Below are 12,846 nucleotides of genomic sequence, written 5' to 3' on the forward strand. Positions count from 1 at the left end.
GATGGTCCAGTCCGTGGAGTTGCTGCTCGACAGCCAGGTCGACGCGACCGTGCGCGCCGAATGGCGTCGGCTCTCTTCGGCGCGTCTGCCCAGCCAGGACCGCATCACCGCTGAGTCCAACCGTCCGCATGTCACGCTGGGCGTCGCGACACAGATTCCCGCTGACGTGGAGGCTGCGCTCGAGCGGGAACTGCCGTCGGCACCGTTACCGATCCGCCTCGGTGGTGTCGTGGTGTTCGGCGGCCGCCGGCTCACGCTCGCCCGCCTGGTCGTTCCGACCACTGCCCTGCTCACGCTGCAACGAATCGTCTACGAGTTGATGGTGGAATGCGAGGGCGTCCCGCCCCACATCGTTCCCGGCGAGTGGACGCCCCACGTGACGCTGTCCCGGCGTATCCCGGCCACCGACCTCGGGACCGCAATTGTCGTGACCCGAGCCGGCAGCCGGGATGTCGTCGGTACCAGCGACGGCATCCGTCGCTGGGATTCCGATGCCAAGCGGGAGTGGCGGATCACGCGGCGACCGTGACGATCGGCGCGTGCGGAAGAATCGGGACCACGGGAGCGTTGTCATGGGCGAACGGGACCCAACTCCCCCGAGATTTTCCAGAAAGGAACCCTTGTGGCTACCCAGACCCTGACCGAGCAGAACTTCGAGCAGATCGTCTCCGAGAACGATGTGGTCCTCGTCGACTTCTGGGCGTCGTGGTGCGGCCCGTGCCGCTCGTTCGCGCCCACGTTCGAGGCATCGTCGGAGAAGCACACCGATGTCGTGCACGCGAAGATGGACACCGAGGCCGAGCAGAACTTCGCAGCGCAGGCCGGAATCCGGTCGATCCCGACCATCATGGCGTTCCGCGAGGGCGTGCTGGTGTTCAACCAGGCCGGCGCGCTCCCTCCGGCGCAACTCGAGGACCTGATCACGCAGGTCAAGGCCCTCGATATGGATGCCGTACGCAAGGAGATGGCCGCGCAGGCGCCGACCGGCGAGCGGTAACCACCACGCGGGCAGTTCCAGGGACGCCGGCCGACCCACTGGCCACATGTCAGTGCGCGGCGGCGTCCCAGCTGCGTCCGGTGCCCACCGAAACCTCGAGCGGCACCGACAGCTCGATGGCGGACGCCATCTTCTCCCGCACCAAAGACTCCACCTGTTCGCGCTCCCCGGTGGCGACCTCGAGGACGAGTTCGTCGTGAACCTGCAGCAACGTCCGCGACTCCAACCCTGCGTCATGCAACGATCGCTGTACGTCGATCATCGCGACCTTGATGATGTCCGCGGCCGAGCCCTGAATGGGCGCGTTCAGAGCAGCACGCTCAGCTACCTCACGGCGCTGCCGGTTGTCGCTGTTGAGATCGGGCAGATACCGTCGGCGGCCGAACAACGTCTCGGTGTAGCCGACCTTTCGGGCCTGCTCGACGACCTCGTGCAGATAGTCGCGCACCCCACCGAATCGGGCGAAGTAGGCGTCCATCTGCTGCTTGGCCTCCTCGGTGGAGATCTTGAGCTGTGACGCGAGACCGAACGCGCTGAGCCCGTAAGCCAGGCCGTACGACATCGCCTTGACGCGCCGGCGTAGCTCTGGGGTGACCTCCTCGATCGGCACCCCGAACGCGCGGGAGCCGACGAAGCTGTGCAGATCCTCGCCTGTGTTGAAGGCCTCGATCAGCCCCTCGTCCTTCGACAGGTGCGCCATGATCCGCATCTCGATCTGGCTGTAATCCGCCGTAAGCAGCGTCTCGAAACCCTGGCCGACGACGAACCCGTCGCGGATCTGACGGCCGGCATCGGTGCGGACCGGGATGTTCTGCAGGTTGGGCTCGGTCGAGGACAGCCGACCGGTGGCCGCAACAGTCTGGTTGAACGTCGTATGGATCCGGCCGTCCTCGGCGACGGTCTTGAGCAGTCCGTCGACGGTCACCTTGAGGCGGGTCGCGTCCCGGTGTGCGAGCAGATGCTCGAGGAACGGGTGCTGCGTCTTCTCGAACAGCGTCTGCAGTGCGTCCGCGTCCGTGGTGTAGCCGGTCTTGGTCTTCTTGGTCTTGGGCATGTCGAGTTCATCGAACAACACCACTTGAAGCTGCTTGGGCGAACCGAGATTGATCTGTTTGCCGATCACCTCGTAGGCGGCGTCGGCGGCCGCGGCGACCCGGGCCGCGAACGTGCTCTGCAGATCTTGTAGATGGTCGGTGTCTACCGCGATGCCGGTGGCCTCGAGCTCCGCCAGTACCGCGAGCAACGGCAGCTCCATGTCGGCAAGCAGACCGGTGGCCTCGATGTCGGCCAGCTCTGTGTCCAGTGCCGCCGCCAGGTCGACCACCGCCCGGGCGCGCAGGATCTCGCCCTCGGCTATCTCGGCATCGGCGACATCTTCCTCATCCAGCAGCGAAAGCTGTTGCTGACCAGACTCTTCCACTCGCAGCTCGCGCTTGAGATAGCGCAACGACAGGTCGTCCAGGTTGAAGCTGCGCTGGCCGGGCCGCACCAGGTATGCCGCCAGCGCGGTATCACTCGTGAGACCGGCCAGCGTCCAGCCGCGACCGCGTAGCGCGTGCATCGCCCACTTGGCCTCGTGCAGTGCCTTCGGCTGCGACGGATCGGCGAGCCAGGTCGCGAGAGCAGCCTCGTCCTCGGGACTCGCCGATGTGGTCGCGATGTAGGCACCCTCACCGTCGGACGCGGCGATCGCCAGGGCCGTGACGTCGCCGCCGTACGGAGACCGTGTACCGACGACCGACAGGCCGTGCCGCTCCCCCGTCGACGCGTGCTCGGCCAGCCACGCCGTCAACTCGCCCGGGGCAAGCGCCCGGCCGCGCACCTCGAAGCCCTCCTCGGCCTCCGGTTCGGCGGAGCTGAGGGTCGCGAAGAGTCGGTCCCGCAGGACCTTGAACTCGAGGTCATCGAACAGCGCATGGATCCGTTCGCGGTCCCATGGCGCAAGAACGAGCTGGTCCGGGGTGTACGGCAACGCAACGTCGCGCACCATCTCGGTGAGCTGCCGGTTCAGGACAACGCTGGAAAGGTTCGCCCGCAGCGAATCTCCCACCTTGCCCTTCACCTTGTCGACCTGGTTGACGAGCTCATCGAGCGACCCGTACTCACGGATCCACTTGGCCGCGGTCTTCTCGCCGACGCCCGGAATGCCGGGCAGGTTGTCGCTCGGGTCGCCGCGCAGCGCAGCGTAATCCGGGTACTGGCGCGGGGTGAGACCGTACTTCTCCTCGACTGCGGCCGGAGTGAACCGCGTCAGATCCGAGACCCCCTTGCGCGGGTAGAGCACAGTGACGTCGTCGGTCACCAGCTGCAATGAGTCCCGGTCGCCGGTCACGACCAGCACGCGGTAGCCGAGCTCGGTGGCCTGCGTCGTGATGGTCGCGATGATGTCGTCGGCCTCGAAACCCTCGATGGCCATCACCGGAATCCCCATCGCCACGAGGACGTCCTTGGTGATCTCGACCTGGCCCTTGAACTCGTCGGGCGCCTTGCTGCGGTTCGCCTTGTATTCGGGGAAGGCTTCGGCGCGGAACGTCTGCCGGGAGACATCGAACGCGGCGGCGACGTGCGTGGGCTGCTCGTCGCGCAGCAGATTGATCAGCATCGAGGTGAACCCGTACACCGCATTGGTGGCCTGACCGCTGTGGGTCTTGAAGTTCTCGGCGGGCAAAGCATAGAACGCGCGGAACGCCAGCGAATGCCCATCCAGGAGCAACAGCGTCGGCCGCTCCGAACCAGACGCGTCGACGGGTGCGGGTGTGGTGGACGAGGATGCGGTTGCGGGGCTCACGGTTGACCAGTCTAGGGAGCAAGGCCGACAGACTCCGCCAGGCACGTCGATCAATCGCCCTCCGAGCACGCCGCCACCGGCATCAATCCCCGCTTGCGGACCCTCCGATGGTGTCGAGAACCACCTCGGCGACGGCCTTCATCGTCGTTCGTCCGTCCATCGCGGCGCGCTGGATCCACTTGAACGCTTCCGGTTCGGACAGGTTCTGCGACTGCATCAGCAGGCCCTTGGCGCGCTCGATGATCTTGCGCGTCTCGAGCCGATCGGACAGGTTCGCCACCTCACGCTCGAGGAGTGAGATCTCGGTGAACCGGCTGGCCGCGAGTTCGACCGCCGGCACGAGATCGGCCTTCGAGAACGGCTTGACCAGATATGCCATTGCGCCCGCGTCACGAGCGCGCTCCACCAGCTCACGCTGGCTGAATGCCGTCAAGATCACCACTGGCGCAATCCTCTTCGCGGCGATCTCCGATGCGGCATCGATACCGTCGCGGCGCGGCATCTTCACATCCATGATCACCAAGTCCGGGCGCAGCTCCTCCGCCAGCTCGACTGCGCGCTGCCCGTCGCCAGCTTCGCCGACGACGTCGTATCCCTCCTCGCGCAGCATCTCGACGAGATCGAGCCGGATCAGGGCCTCATCCTCGGCCACCACCACACGCCGCGGCTGTCGTTCCGTGCCCTGTGCGGCGGCAGCGTTCATCGTCACCAATTCTCCTCGGATCGGCGCCCGCCGATCGGGGCGCGAACGCTTCGAGGGTACCGGTGGTTTGACTGAGACTCGTGATCTTCTAGAGTAGGAACGCGCAACACGCCCTCGTATCCCAATTGGCAGAGGAAACGGATTCAAAACCCGTGCAGTGTGAGTTCGAGTCTCACCGAGGGCACCACAACCGCTTTATTTCGCTCCGCTGGTAGGAGCGGTTCTTACGCCTCCGCGGCCTGCTCGCCCGGAGCTTGTGGACGCATTTTGGACACAGCCTCGTCGAGTGCGTCCGCGAGGTCTCCTAGCTGGTCCCGCATCAGGTGGCCGTACCGGTCCATCGTCAGGGTGGCGGACTTGTGGCCGAGTTGGGACTGAACGGCTTTCGCGTTTGCGCCTGCCGCGATCATGAGGGACGCGGCAGTGTGACGGAGGACATGCACACTTATCTTCTCGGGGAAGTTCGCGTCCGCCCTGTGGGACCGGGCAACCGCCCCCGCCGACCACGATTTCCCGGACGGCAGCGTCATGTGGCTCCCGCGTGGCCCGGGGAACACGAGGTCGTCGCGGGACTTGCCCTCGCATTGCCGGGCCAGGACGTCCGAGACCGCTCGCGGGAGGGCCACTGTCCGCTGGGCGTGTGACTTCGGCGTCCCCACTTCCACCCGACCGGCCACCGTGACCGCGTTCTCGACCACCCGGAGGCGACGGCGGAGCAGGTCGAGGTGGCGCACCCGTAGTCCGGCCGTCTCCCCGAACCTCAACCCGCACAAGCCGAGCAGCAACACCAAGGCTCGCCGCTCCCCCGCCTCGTCCGCGAGCGCGTGGAGCTGGTCGATCGTCAGGTACTGCTGCTCGGCTTTCGTGCGCTTCGGCAGCGGTATCCCCCGGGCCGGGTTCACCGCGACCAGCCGGTCGGCCAGCGCGTCGTCGAGAATCGCCGCGAGCACACCGAACGCCCGGGTGACTGTCACTGGCCCGCGGTCCTTGGACAGGTCCGCGACCCATTGCGCGACCGCGGTTCGCTTGACCCGCCCGACCGGCTCCTGTCCCCACTTCGGCTCGACGTGATTACGCCACGCGGACTTGACCACTCGGGCGGAGGACGGTTTCAGGTGCGCCTGGCGGCCGAGCCACTGCTCCCCCAGCTCCCCGACCGTCACCCGCCCGGCCGACTGGGCGACGCAGGCCCCGGTCTGCTTGTCGACCTCGACGCGGGCGGCGAACGCGTTGGCGTCCCGCTTCGTCTTGAACCCGCGTTTGCGGGTCGTCCGGTGGTCGGGTCCGCGGTACCGAACCTCGTACCGGGTCACGCCGCCGGAGGTCTGGTAGCTGCCGATGCTGGCCACTAGTCCGCCTGGCCCAACTCGACGCGAAGGGCCGCGTACAGGTCGCGGGTGATCTGGCCGCGGTGTTGGTTGGTCGCGTCGGTGCCGGCCAGTTCCTCGCGCCGGTCGGACAGTGGCTTCCCCCAGCGCCGGAGCGACGCAATCATCAGTTCCGGCAGACTCACCCCAAGCGCCTTCGCGGCCCGCCGGTCGGCCAGGGCCGCTTTCTCGACCGCGACGAGCACCTCGACGAGCTTCTCCTCGTCCGGGAGGTTCAAGTCCCGGAGCGCGTCCGCCTTGTTCGGCCATCCGTGCGCCCGGACAAGGTCGGTAACGGTGGCGTGCGCCATGTGCTGCTCGGCCGTCTCGATCTTTTCGTCACGATCGGCCCGGATCGAACCAGTCCCCAATATGGCGACGAAGTCGTCTTGAGCTACGACGAACTTCTCGTTGATTTCTACCGAGCCGCGCCAATCATCCGGCCTCAAGAGTTCCTTAAACGTGATCGAGCGTCCGGCGAGCTGCGACAGCGACGCTGCGAGAGCGAACAAGGTCGGCAGGGTGGCCTGGACGCGACCACTCTCGAGGTCTCCGACTCTCCCGGTAGACCAGTTCAATCCGTGAGCGCGTGCCGCGAACGAGAGCCGTTCGAGCGACGCTCCGGTCGAGAGACGGATCTCCCGTGCGTTCATTCCGATGATCTCGGACAGTGTCTGCGTATTCGTCTGCGTCTCCATGTGAGTCACTGTAAACACAGTGGCGTCACTAGTGCAACGAGAACACGAGCGTCTAGGCTCGTGTCACTGCACAACCCGAGACACGAGGAATCGAGATGCCAGAACTGCTGACCCCCACCGAGGCCGCCGAGATCCTCCGGACCACTACCAGGGCACTGGCCGCGCTGCGACACCGCGGGGGCGGCCCCAAGTTCCACAAGCTCGGCCGCCGTGTCCCGTACAGCCCGGACGCGCTCACCGAGTACGTGGCCGCGAACTCGTTCCAGGGGACGGCCGACTACTGAGAAGCCAGGACAGGGCAAGCCCGCGTCAGCGGCCAGGTACGGCTGAGGCCCCTTCTTGAGGTTGCGATCTCAGGAAGTGGCCTCGTCCCACCGCAGCGTGGGGGTCAGAGGAGGTCAACGCCCCTCGTGAAGTCCCATTCTACGGGCCATCGAAGTTCGAATCCCCTTGCACCACAACGGATATTAGTAATGGCGAGACCGCGTATCGACCTGTTTCGATTTTCCTGTGAGCACAGACGACACAACGCCGGAGGAGGCACAAGAGACCAAGCGGCGCAGAGCGATACGGAGGGCCGAACTCAAGGCCGCGCGTAAAGCCGAGTACTGGGCGCGCAAGCTCGCCGCCGCGGAAGCGGCCGGACCCGAGCAGTTCGCACGAGCACAACGCGAGTACGAGAACGCGCGGGCCATGTCGAAATCCGTTCGGGCCGCTGGTCTCTCGCTACTGCCACCCGACCCCGAATAAAGCGGAAGCCCCGGTGGCCGCCGGGACTTCCAACACAGACCGAGTGCCTTACGCGCTGGCCCAATTCACACGCCCAGCGTAGCAGGCACTCCCGACCAAGGGAGTACCTCCCAGATGAACGACACACCGCAAACGACCCTCCGACCACCCGGGCGAATCCGCCGATCTAGCGAGGTCAACCGGCCGACCGCCCCCGTCCGAGACCATATTCTCGAGCAGGCCCTCGCCTACGTCCGCGCCGGACTCCCGGTCCTGCCGTTGCGGGGCAAGGCCCCAATCACCTCTCGGGGCGTGTACGACGCCTCCCTCGACGAGGACCAGCTCCGCCAGTGGTGGAGCCGCGGAAACTGGAACGTCGGCGTAGCCGTCCCGGAGGGCCTGGTCGTCCTCGACGTGGACCCCCGCAACGGCGGCACCGACGCCGCCCAGCTCCTCACGCTGAGGCTCGGCGGACTCCCGGACACCCTGCGCGCCAGGACCGGCGGTGGCGGCTGGCACGTCTGGCTCCGAATCCAGGCGCTCTCCGGTGACCTGCGGTCCTCGCTCGGCGACGGAATCGACGTCAAACGGTTCGGCGGTTACGTCGTGATGCCGCCCTCGATCCACCCGAACACCGGTCGCCCGTACGCCTGGCACACAGTGGCCGCACCCGCGACAGCCCCGGCGACGTGGGACCGGGAGCTGCGCAAGCCGACCTCGAACACCCGACCGGCAAAGGGCCACCTTCGGCTGGCGACCGGCGGGGACTACTCGGCGTCCCTCGAACGGCTCGCCAACACGACCGAGGGCGGGCGCGGAAACGCGCTCTTCGCGGTCGGAGCGTCAATGCGCGACGACGGCCAGCTCCACGCCGAGAACGAGTCGCGACTGTTCGAGGTCGCACGCCACGCGGGCCTGGACGACGCGGAGATCACCAAGACCATCGAGTCGGTCAAGAGGGGAAACGGGAAACGTTGACAGCCGCACAGGCCACCGGCGAAGTGGTCGAAATCCCGTTCGTGGGGCCACCGCTGGCCCCCGAGGACGCGGTCTCGAACGAGGTCCAGCACGCGGTCGAGCGGCTGCGCGTCCAGCAGGCGGCCCGGGAGCTGTTCGCCCGGGAGCAGGCCGCGGACACCGCGATCCCCGCCCCGATCTCGCTCGCTGACCTGCTCGACACGCCAGACGATCCGGTCCAGTACCGAATGGAGGAGCTGTGGCCCAAGGGCGGTCGAGTCGTGTTCGCCGCCTCGAAGAAGTCCGGCAAGACCACCGCCACCGGTAACGCGATCCGGTGCCTCGCGGACGGGGGCCAGTTCCTCGGGCGGTTCCAGACCGAACAGGTCCGCCGCGTGACGCTGATCGACAACGAACTCGACCCCCGAATGCTCAAGCGGTGGCTCCGCGACCACGGAATCCACGCCACCGAGCGGGTCCAGGTCGTCACGCTCAGGGGGCACATCTCCTCGTTCAACATCCTGGAGCCGCAGACCCGAGCGCGGTGGGCCCAACGGCTCCGCGGTTCCGACGTCGTGATCCTGGACTGCCTCCGGCCGGTCCTGGACGCCCTCGGGCTGGACGAGAACCGCGAGGCGGGCCGGTTCCTGGTCGCGTTCGACGAGCTGCTGGACGACGCCGAGGTCGACGAAGCAATGGTGGTCCACCACATGGGCCACTCGGGGGAACGCTCTCGCGGCGACTCCCGGATCGTGGACTGGCCGGACGCGTTGTGGAAGATCGTCCGCGAGGACCCGGACGACGACTCGTCGGCCCGCTACTTCTCGGCGTTCGGTCGCGACGTCGAGGTCCACGAGGGAATGCTCGACTACAACCCCGCTACCCGTGAGCTAACACTCGACGACGTGTCCCGGAAGGCCGTCCAGGACGAGCGTCGGGCCGAGCAGAAGGCCCAGAAGCACGCCCAGCGAGAGAAGGACACCCGCGCCGTGATTGCGGTCGTGCGGGAGGCCATGAGGAAGAACGGCGGCGTCCTGTCCGGGCGCGCCGCGGAGAAGGCGGTTCGGTCCGCCGGACTGAAGGTCACCAACGGGGATGGCCCCCGGCTCGTCGAGGCGGCGCGGAACGGCTCGGACGGCCACGAGTGGGGCGAAGATGAGTACTGAAACCGTCCTTAATTACTCCGCTCCGAGTGCTCCGCGGAGCACCTCTCCGGAGCGTCGGAGCGCTCCGATCGGAATGCTCCGGTCCGGACACCCTCCGAAGGGGGGTTCCGGAGGCGGAGCGTTCGGATCATTCGGGTCGGGCCGCTCGGATCGTGGCCACCAACAACCAGGTCGGATCATTCGCGGGGCTAATGATCTCAACTTCCGACGGCTGGGAGATAGGCATCTGCGAGACCTCTGCCCGCGACTTAGTCTCGTTTTCTCTCCCCACGGCGGGTGCCAAGCGGTCGACCGTCCGCTCACCGTGGCGTCGCTCGACCCTCTCCTTTCCGTTCCCTCGGCCTCGGACGGCGTCCGAAGGTGTCGGTACCGGAGAACACCCTCGAAACGACGTAACGCCAACGGAGGCAACATCTTTCCGAACGCGGTGAGGGGACAGTGAACGCCGCGACGCGGGCGGTCGGCGATTGGGTGGCCGCCCGAGTCCTCGACCGACCCGGCCGGTTCCTGCCGGCCGAGGACGCCGAGGCCGACCTCGACGCCTGGTTGACCGAACACCGCCTCGCCGTAGCTCGACCGACCCGAGGGCGGGTCAACCTGACCACGAGGTGGGGACGGCTCGAGACCCACGGCGGCCGCCGCGGTTGGTGGGATCGAACCCTCGCGCCGACCCTCAGCTCAGATTCCGCAACTCGCGAGTTACCGACACAGCTACTCGCCGGACTGGTCGACCCCGACCTCGCCGGGGCCGCGTGTGTTGGTCTCGCCCCGATGTTCGACGCCGAGCTGGCCGACGAGACCGCCACCGACCGCCGCGCACGGGTGGCCCTCGCCGCCAAGGTTTGCGCCCGGTGCCCGGTGTTCGCCGGGTGCGATACCGCCGCGACACAGGCCGGACGCCCCTCGGGCGTGTGGGCCGGACAGCTTCGCCTGATCACAAGACCACCCAGACCACGACACGAAAGGTCGTCGCATGAACGAGAACTCCCTCCCGACCGCCTCCCCTGCCACCACTCCCGCAGCGGGTGGCCAGGATCGCCGGACGGTTCCGCCGTCCCAGTTCACCGTTCCGGTTGCCCCGGCACGCCTCCCGGGTGCCCGCACCGGATGGGAGGCCGGGATCGGCAAGCCCGGGGCCGCGCTCGCAGTGGCCGTTTGGGTGCTGCGCGCCTGGCGCGAAAGTCGCGCAGGCGACGGCCCGGTGACCGAGGTTCGACCGACTCCCGACCTCGCCGCCCACATCCGCACGACCCCGGCACTGTTGCGGGACGCAGTCCTGTTGCTGCGGACCGACCTCTCCCGGGTGACGCGGGCGGACGAGCACCAGGCCAAGGTGGAGGCCGAAGAGGTCGCCGCGTACGAGGCCAGCCAGCGGGCGATCACGGCCTCGAACGCTCGGCGGGTCGCAAACGTCGAAGCGGAAGCGCCCGGAGAACGCCCGACCCTTTCGGTGGCCCCGAAACCCCGAATCTTGCGCTCGAGTGTCTTCGCTGGCCAGGTAGACACCCGAACGAGCACCTCGGATCTCGGGGCGTCCGCCCCCTCGGCGGTGGACCTGATCGGCGAAGCGCTCGCGCGCTCGACCCGGCCGGAAGTCCTTGCGCTCTGCGCGATCGCGGCGGCTGTTCTCGAGACCCGGAGTCCGCGGTGATCGCGAAGTGCACCGAACCCCGGTGCGCCTACCTGACTCGCGATGGCCGTTGCCCGCTGCACCTCGACGAGGAGAACCGACGATGATCGACGAGACCCCGTTCGACTACGAGCTGCCGGAGCTGTTCGCCGACGAGCTGTTGCACCTCGATCCGGTCGCGACCTGCGCCGCGGTCGAACTTTACGGCCCCTCGGCCCGCGCCTCGGTGGCCTATGACCGCACCGGTCGCCGGGTTGACGGCCTGCCGGTCGACGACTCCTGGTTCGCCCCGGCCGACTTGGCCGGCACCCGTCCGGAGGCGGACCAGTGACCGCCCGGGTGGCGGACCAGTGACCGCCCGGGTGGCGGGGGTACTTCTCGACGAGGCCGATACCCGACTGGTGGTCGGCGTCCTCGACACCCTCGCCGTACTGACGCGACAGCGTGGCCAACGCCTGCGCCCCGACGTAGTGGCGCTCCGGAAACGCCTTACTGACGCGGCCGCTGCTCCTGACGTCAGCGCGTCAGAACCGGTACCCGACAGCCTGTTTCACTCGGTCTATGACACCGAGCGCAGCTACGAGGACACCCGGTCCGCGGCGCGGATGCTCGGCATCACTCCGCACGGCGTGCGTCACCTGCTCCGCACCGGTCGGCTCGAAGGCCACCGGCACGCGGGCACCTGGTACGTCGACCGAGACAGCCTGATCGAGAGGACACGACAGTGTCGACTTCCTTCCTGACCCCGAAGCTCAACGGCGGCACGTTGACCGTTGACGCTGTTCTGCAGCATCCGACCCGGATCACCAAGCGACTCGCGGATCTCGTCGCCCCTCGCGCGCTGGCGGGGCAGTTCTTCTCCGCAGACGGGCAGAAGGTCCAAGGCGGCGGCATCCTGTACAGCACCCTCCGACCCTCCGACCCTCGGACCTGTACTCGGACGCGCCGGAGGACCGCGGTCCCGGCACCGAGTACCGGATCGTCGCGACCCCGAAGGTGGGCTACGACCTCGCGGAGCTGGAGGACTTCGGCGGCAAGTTCGAGGTCACGGACGAGGAACGTACTCGCAACCAGACCGACGTCGTCGACCAGCGGACCACGCAGCTCGCGAACTCGATCCTCCGGAGCCTCGACCGCCGTGCCCTGGCCGCGGTCGACGCCGCACTCGATGGCCTCGACGGGGGTGTCGGCGTGGTCTTCGGCTCGAACTGGTCGGCAATCGAGCGCAACGGTGACCCGACCTCGCAAACCCCGACCCCGGACCGTTTCGAAGCGAACCTCGCCGACGTGCAGCTCGCGTTCGATATCGACGACCTCGGGCTGACGTTCGACACGCTCGTGATGAACCCGACTCAGAAGGCGGCCGTGGCCACCGCTTACGGCAAGGACCTCGCCGACGTGCTCGCCGCGTTCGAGACGAAGATCGTCGCGAGCGGCGGTCGACGATCGTTCAGTCGTACGTCGTTCCCGCGTTCGCGCCGCACAACCCGTACGCGGTCAAGAAGATCACCGGATTGGCGGGCTGATCGTGAACGAGCACGAGATCAACAAGCTGGTTTCCGCCGCGGTCGCGGACGGGCGGGTCACCCCCGGACGTAAGGCGTACTGGGAGAATGAGCTGACCAAGCGGCCTGCCTCCGCGGCTCCACTCCTCGCGAGCCTGGCCTCGGGTCTTCCCTCCGCCGATTGGGTTGTCTGACCCTCACAAACTCCCGGTGTGCGTGGAACACGCCGGGGTCGCGTCGGCTGACCGGAAAGCAGTCGGCGCGGCAGCGGGGCTTTACCTTTTCGCCCGCACAGCGACGCCCCTC

Annotated in this window: 15 protein-coding genes and 1 tRNA gene; 11 read left to right on the forward strand and 5 right to left on the reverse strand. The window is 67.6% G+C overall.

All coding sequences use genetic code 11. From position 1 onward, the window contains the following. Position 1 precedes the first annotated feature (1 nt). A complete protein-coding gene (locus ERC79_RS01245) occupies positions 2-529 on the forward strand; it encodes a 2'-5' RNA ligase family protein (RefSeq protein WP_131575039.1) in 528 nt (175 codons plus the stop codon). A gap of 93 nt (positions 530-622) precedes the next feature. Beyond that, positions 623-997: a thioredoxin gene (gene trxA, locus ERC79_RS01250; protein ID WP_131575040.1), complete on the forward strand. Its 375-nt coding sequence runs from the start codon at positions 623-625 to the stop codon at positions 995-997. A 49-nt stretch (positions 998-1,046) separates the two neighbouring features. Here the strand turns inward: trxA and polA are convergent, their stop codons facing one another. Together polA and ERC79_RS01260 are read right to left on the reverse strand one after the other, a co-directional pair. Continuing rightward, entirely contained in the window at positions 1,047-3,785 is a 2,739-nt protein-coding gene (polA, locus tag ERC79_RS01255) for a DNA polymerase I (protein ID WP_131575041.1), read from the reverse strand. Positions 3,786-3,867: 82 nt separating this feature from the next. Then, positions 3,868-4,488, reverse strand: a complete 621-nt coding sequence (locus ERC79_RS01260; protein ID WP_131580634.1) for a response regulator — start codon at positions 4,486-4,488, stop codon at positions 3,868-3,870. Positions 4,489-4,598: 110 nt separating this feature from the next. Here ERC79_RS01260 and ERC79_RS01265 point away from each other — a divergent pair. Then, positions 4,599-4,675 (forward strand) — tRNA-Leu (locus ERC79_RS01265). 37 nt (positions 4,676-4,712) lie between these two features. Here ERC79_RS01265 and ERC79_RS01270 read toward each other — a convergent pair. Further along, positions 4,713-5,837, reverse strand: a complete 1,125-nt coding sequence (locus ERC79_RS01270) for a tyrosine-type recombinase/integrase (RefSeq protein WP_131575042.1) — start codon at positions 5,835-5,837, stop codon at positions 4,713-4,715. Next, positions 5,837-6,553, reverse strand: a complete 717-nt coding sequence (locus ERC79_RS01275) for a hypothetical protein (protein WP_131575043.1) — start codon at positions 6,551-6,553, stop codon at positions 5,837-5,839. Before ERC79_RS01275 ends, ERC79_RS01270 begins: the two co-directional genes overlap by 1 nt. Before the next feature lie 95 nt (positions 6,554-6,648). On the opposite strand from ERC79_RS01275, the gene ERC79_RS01280 reads away from it, so the two are divergent. The 4 genes from ERC79_RS01280 to ERC79_RS01295 all read left to right on the forward strand — a co-directional run bounded on the left by ERC79_RS01280 (position 6,649) and on the right by ERC79_RS01295 (position 9,405). Further along, a complete protein-coding gene (locus tag ERC79_RS01280; RefSeq protein WP_131575044.1) occupies positions 6,649-6,837 on the forward strand; it encodes a helix-turn-helix domain-containing protein in 189 nt (62 codons plus the stop codon). Positions 6,838-7,063: 226 nt separating this feature from the next. After that, positions 7,064-7,303 (forward strand): hypothetical protein, encoded by a 240-nt coding sequence (locus ERC79_RS01285; RefSeq protein ID WP_131575045.1) that lies wholly within the window; start codon positions 7,064-7,066, stop codon positions 7,301-7,303. Positions 7,304-7,417: 114 nt separating this feature from the next. Beyond that, complete coding sequence (locus ERC79_RS01290) at positions 7,418-8,260, forward strand: bifunctional DNA primase/polymerase (RefSeq protein WP_131575046.1); 843 nt, start codon at positions 7,418-7,420, stop codon at positions 8,258-8,260. Then, positions 8,257-9,405: an AAA family ATPase gene (locus ERC79_RS01295; RefSeq protein WP_131575047.1), complete on the forward strand. Its 1,149-nt coding sequence runs from the start codon at positions 8,257-8,259 to the stop codon at positions 9,403-9,405. Before ERC79_RS01290 ends, ERC79_RS01295 begins: the two co-directional genes overlap by 4 nt. 711 nt (positions 9,406-10,116) lie before the next feature. On the opposite strand, the gene ERC79_RS23815 is transcribed toward ERC79_RS01295, so the two are convergent. Continuing rightward, positions 10,117-10,380: a hypothetical protein gene (locus tag ERC79_RS23815; protein ID WP_347563602.1), complete on the reverse strand. Its 264-nt coding sequence runs from the start codon at positions 10,378-10,380 to the stop codon at positions 10,117-10,119. On the opposite strand from ERC79_RS23815, the gene ERC79_RS01300 reads away from it, so the two are divergent. The 4 genes from ERC79_RS01300 (at position 10,264) to ERC79_RS01315 (ending at position 12,634) form a co-directional block, all read left to right on the forward strand. Further along, positions 10,264-11,142: a hypothetical protein gene (locus ERC79_RS01300; RefSeq protein WP_347563591.1), complete on the forward strand. Its 879-nt coding sequence runs from the start codon at positions 10,264-10,266 to the stop codon at positions 11,140-11,142. The genes ERC79_RS23815 and ERC79_RS01300 overlap by 117 nt on opposite strands. Then, positions 11,139-11,366, forward strand: a complete 228-nt coding sequence (locus tag ERC79_RS01305; protein ID WP_131575048.1) for a hypothetical protein — start codon at positions 11,139-11,141, stop codon at positions 11,364-11,366. Before ERC79_RS01300 ends, ERC79_RS01305 begins: the two co-directional genes overlap by 4 nt. A 19-nt stretch (positions 11,367-11,385) precedes the next feature. After that, entirely contained in the window at positions 11,386-11,778 is a 393-nt protein-coding gene (locus tag ERC79_RS01310) for a helix-turn-helix domain-containing protein (RefSeq protein ID WP_131575049.1), read from the forward strand. Positions 11,779-12,013: 235 nt separating this feature from the next. Further along, the gene (locus tag ERC79_RS01315; protein ID WP_347563592.1) at positions 12,014-12,634 is read left to right on the forward strand and encodes a major capsid protein; all 621 of its coding nucleotides are present in this window, start codon (positions 12,014-12,016) and stop codon (positions 12,632-12,634) included. The last annotated feature ends 212 nt before the right edge of the window (positions 12,635-12,846 follow it).

The organism is Rhodococcus sp. ABRD24 (assembly GCF_004328705.1).
Taxonomy (GTDB): domain Bacteria; phylum Actinomycetota; class Actinomycetes; order Mycobacteriales; family Mycobacteriaceae; genus Prescottella.

Bases quoted from the DNA above. Each gene is read 5' to 3' on its own strand.
- ERC79_RS01245 (WP_131575039.1), top strand. From the start codon at position 2: ATGGTCCAGTCCGTGGAGTTGCTGCTCGACAGCCAGGTCGACGCGACC.
- ERC79_RS01260 (WP_131580634.1), bottom strand. From the start codon at position 4,488: ATGAACGCTGCCGCCGCACAGGGCACGGAACGACAGCCGCGGCGTGTG.
- ERC79_RS01275 (WP_131575043.1), bottom strand. From the start codon at position 6,553: ATGGAGACGCAGACGAATACGCAGACACTGTCCGAGATCATCGGAATG.
- ERC79_RS01280 (WP_131575044.1), top strand. From the start codon at position 6,649: ATGCCAGAACTGCTGACCCCCACCGAGGCCGCCGAGATCCTCCGGACC.
- ERC79_RS01290 (WP_131575046.1), top strand. From the start codon at position 7,418: ATGAACGACACACCGCAAACGACCCTCCGACCACCCGGGCGAATCCGC.
- ERC79_RS23815 (WP_347563602.1), bottom strand. From the start codon at position 10,380: ATGCGACGACCTTTCGTGTCGTGGTCTGGGTGGTCTTGTGATCAGGCG.
- ERC79_RS01305 (WP_131575048.1), top strand. From the start codon at position 11,139: ATGATCGACGAGACCCCGTTCGACTACGAGCTGCCGGAGCTGTTCGCC.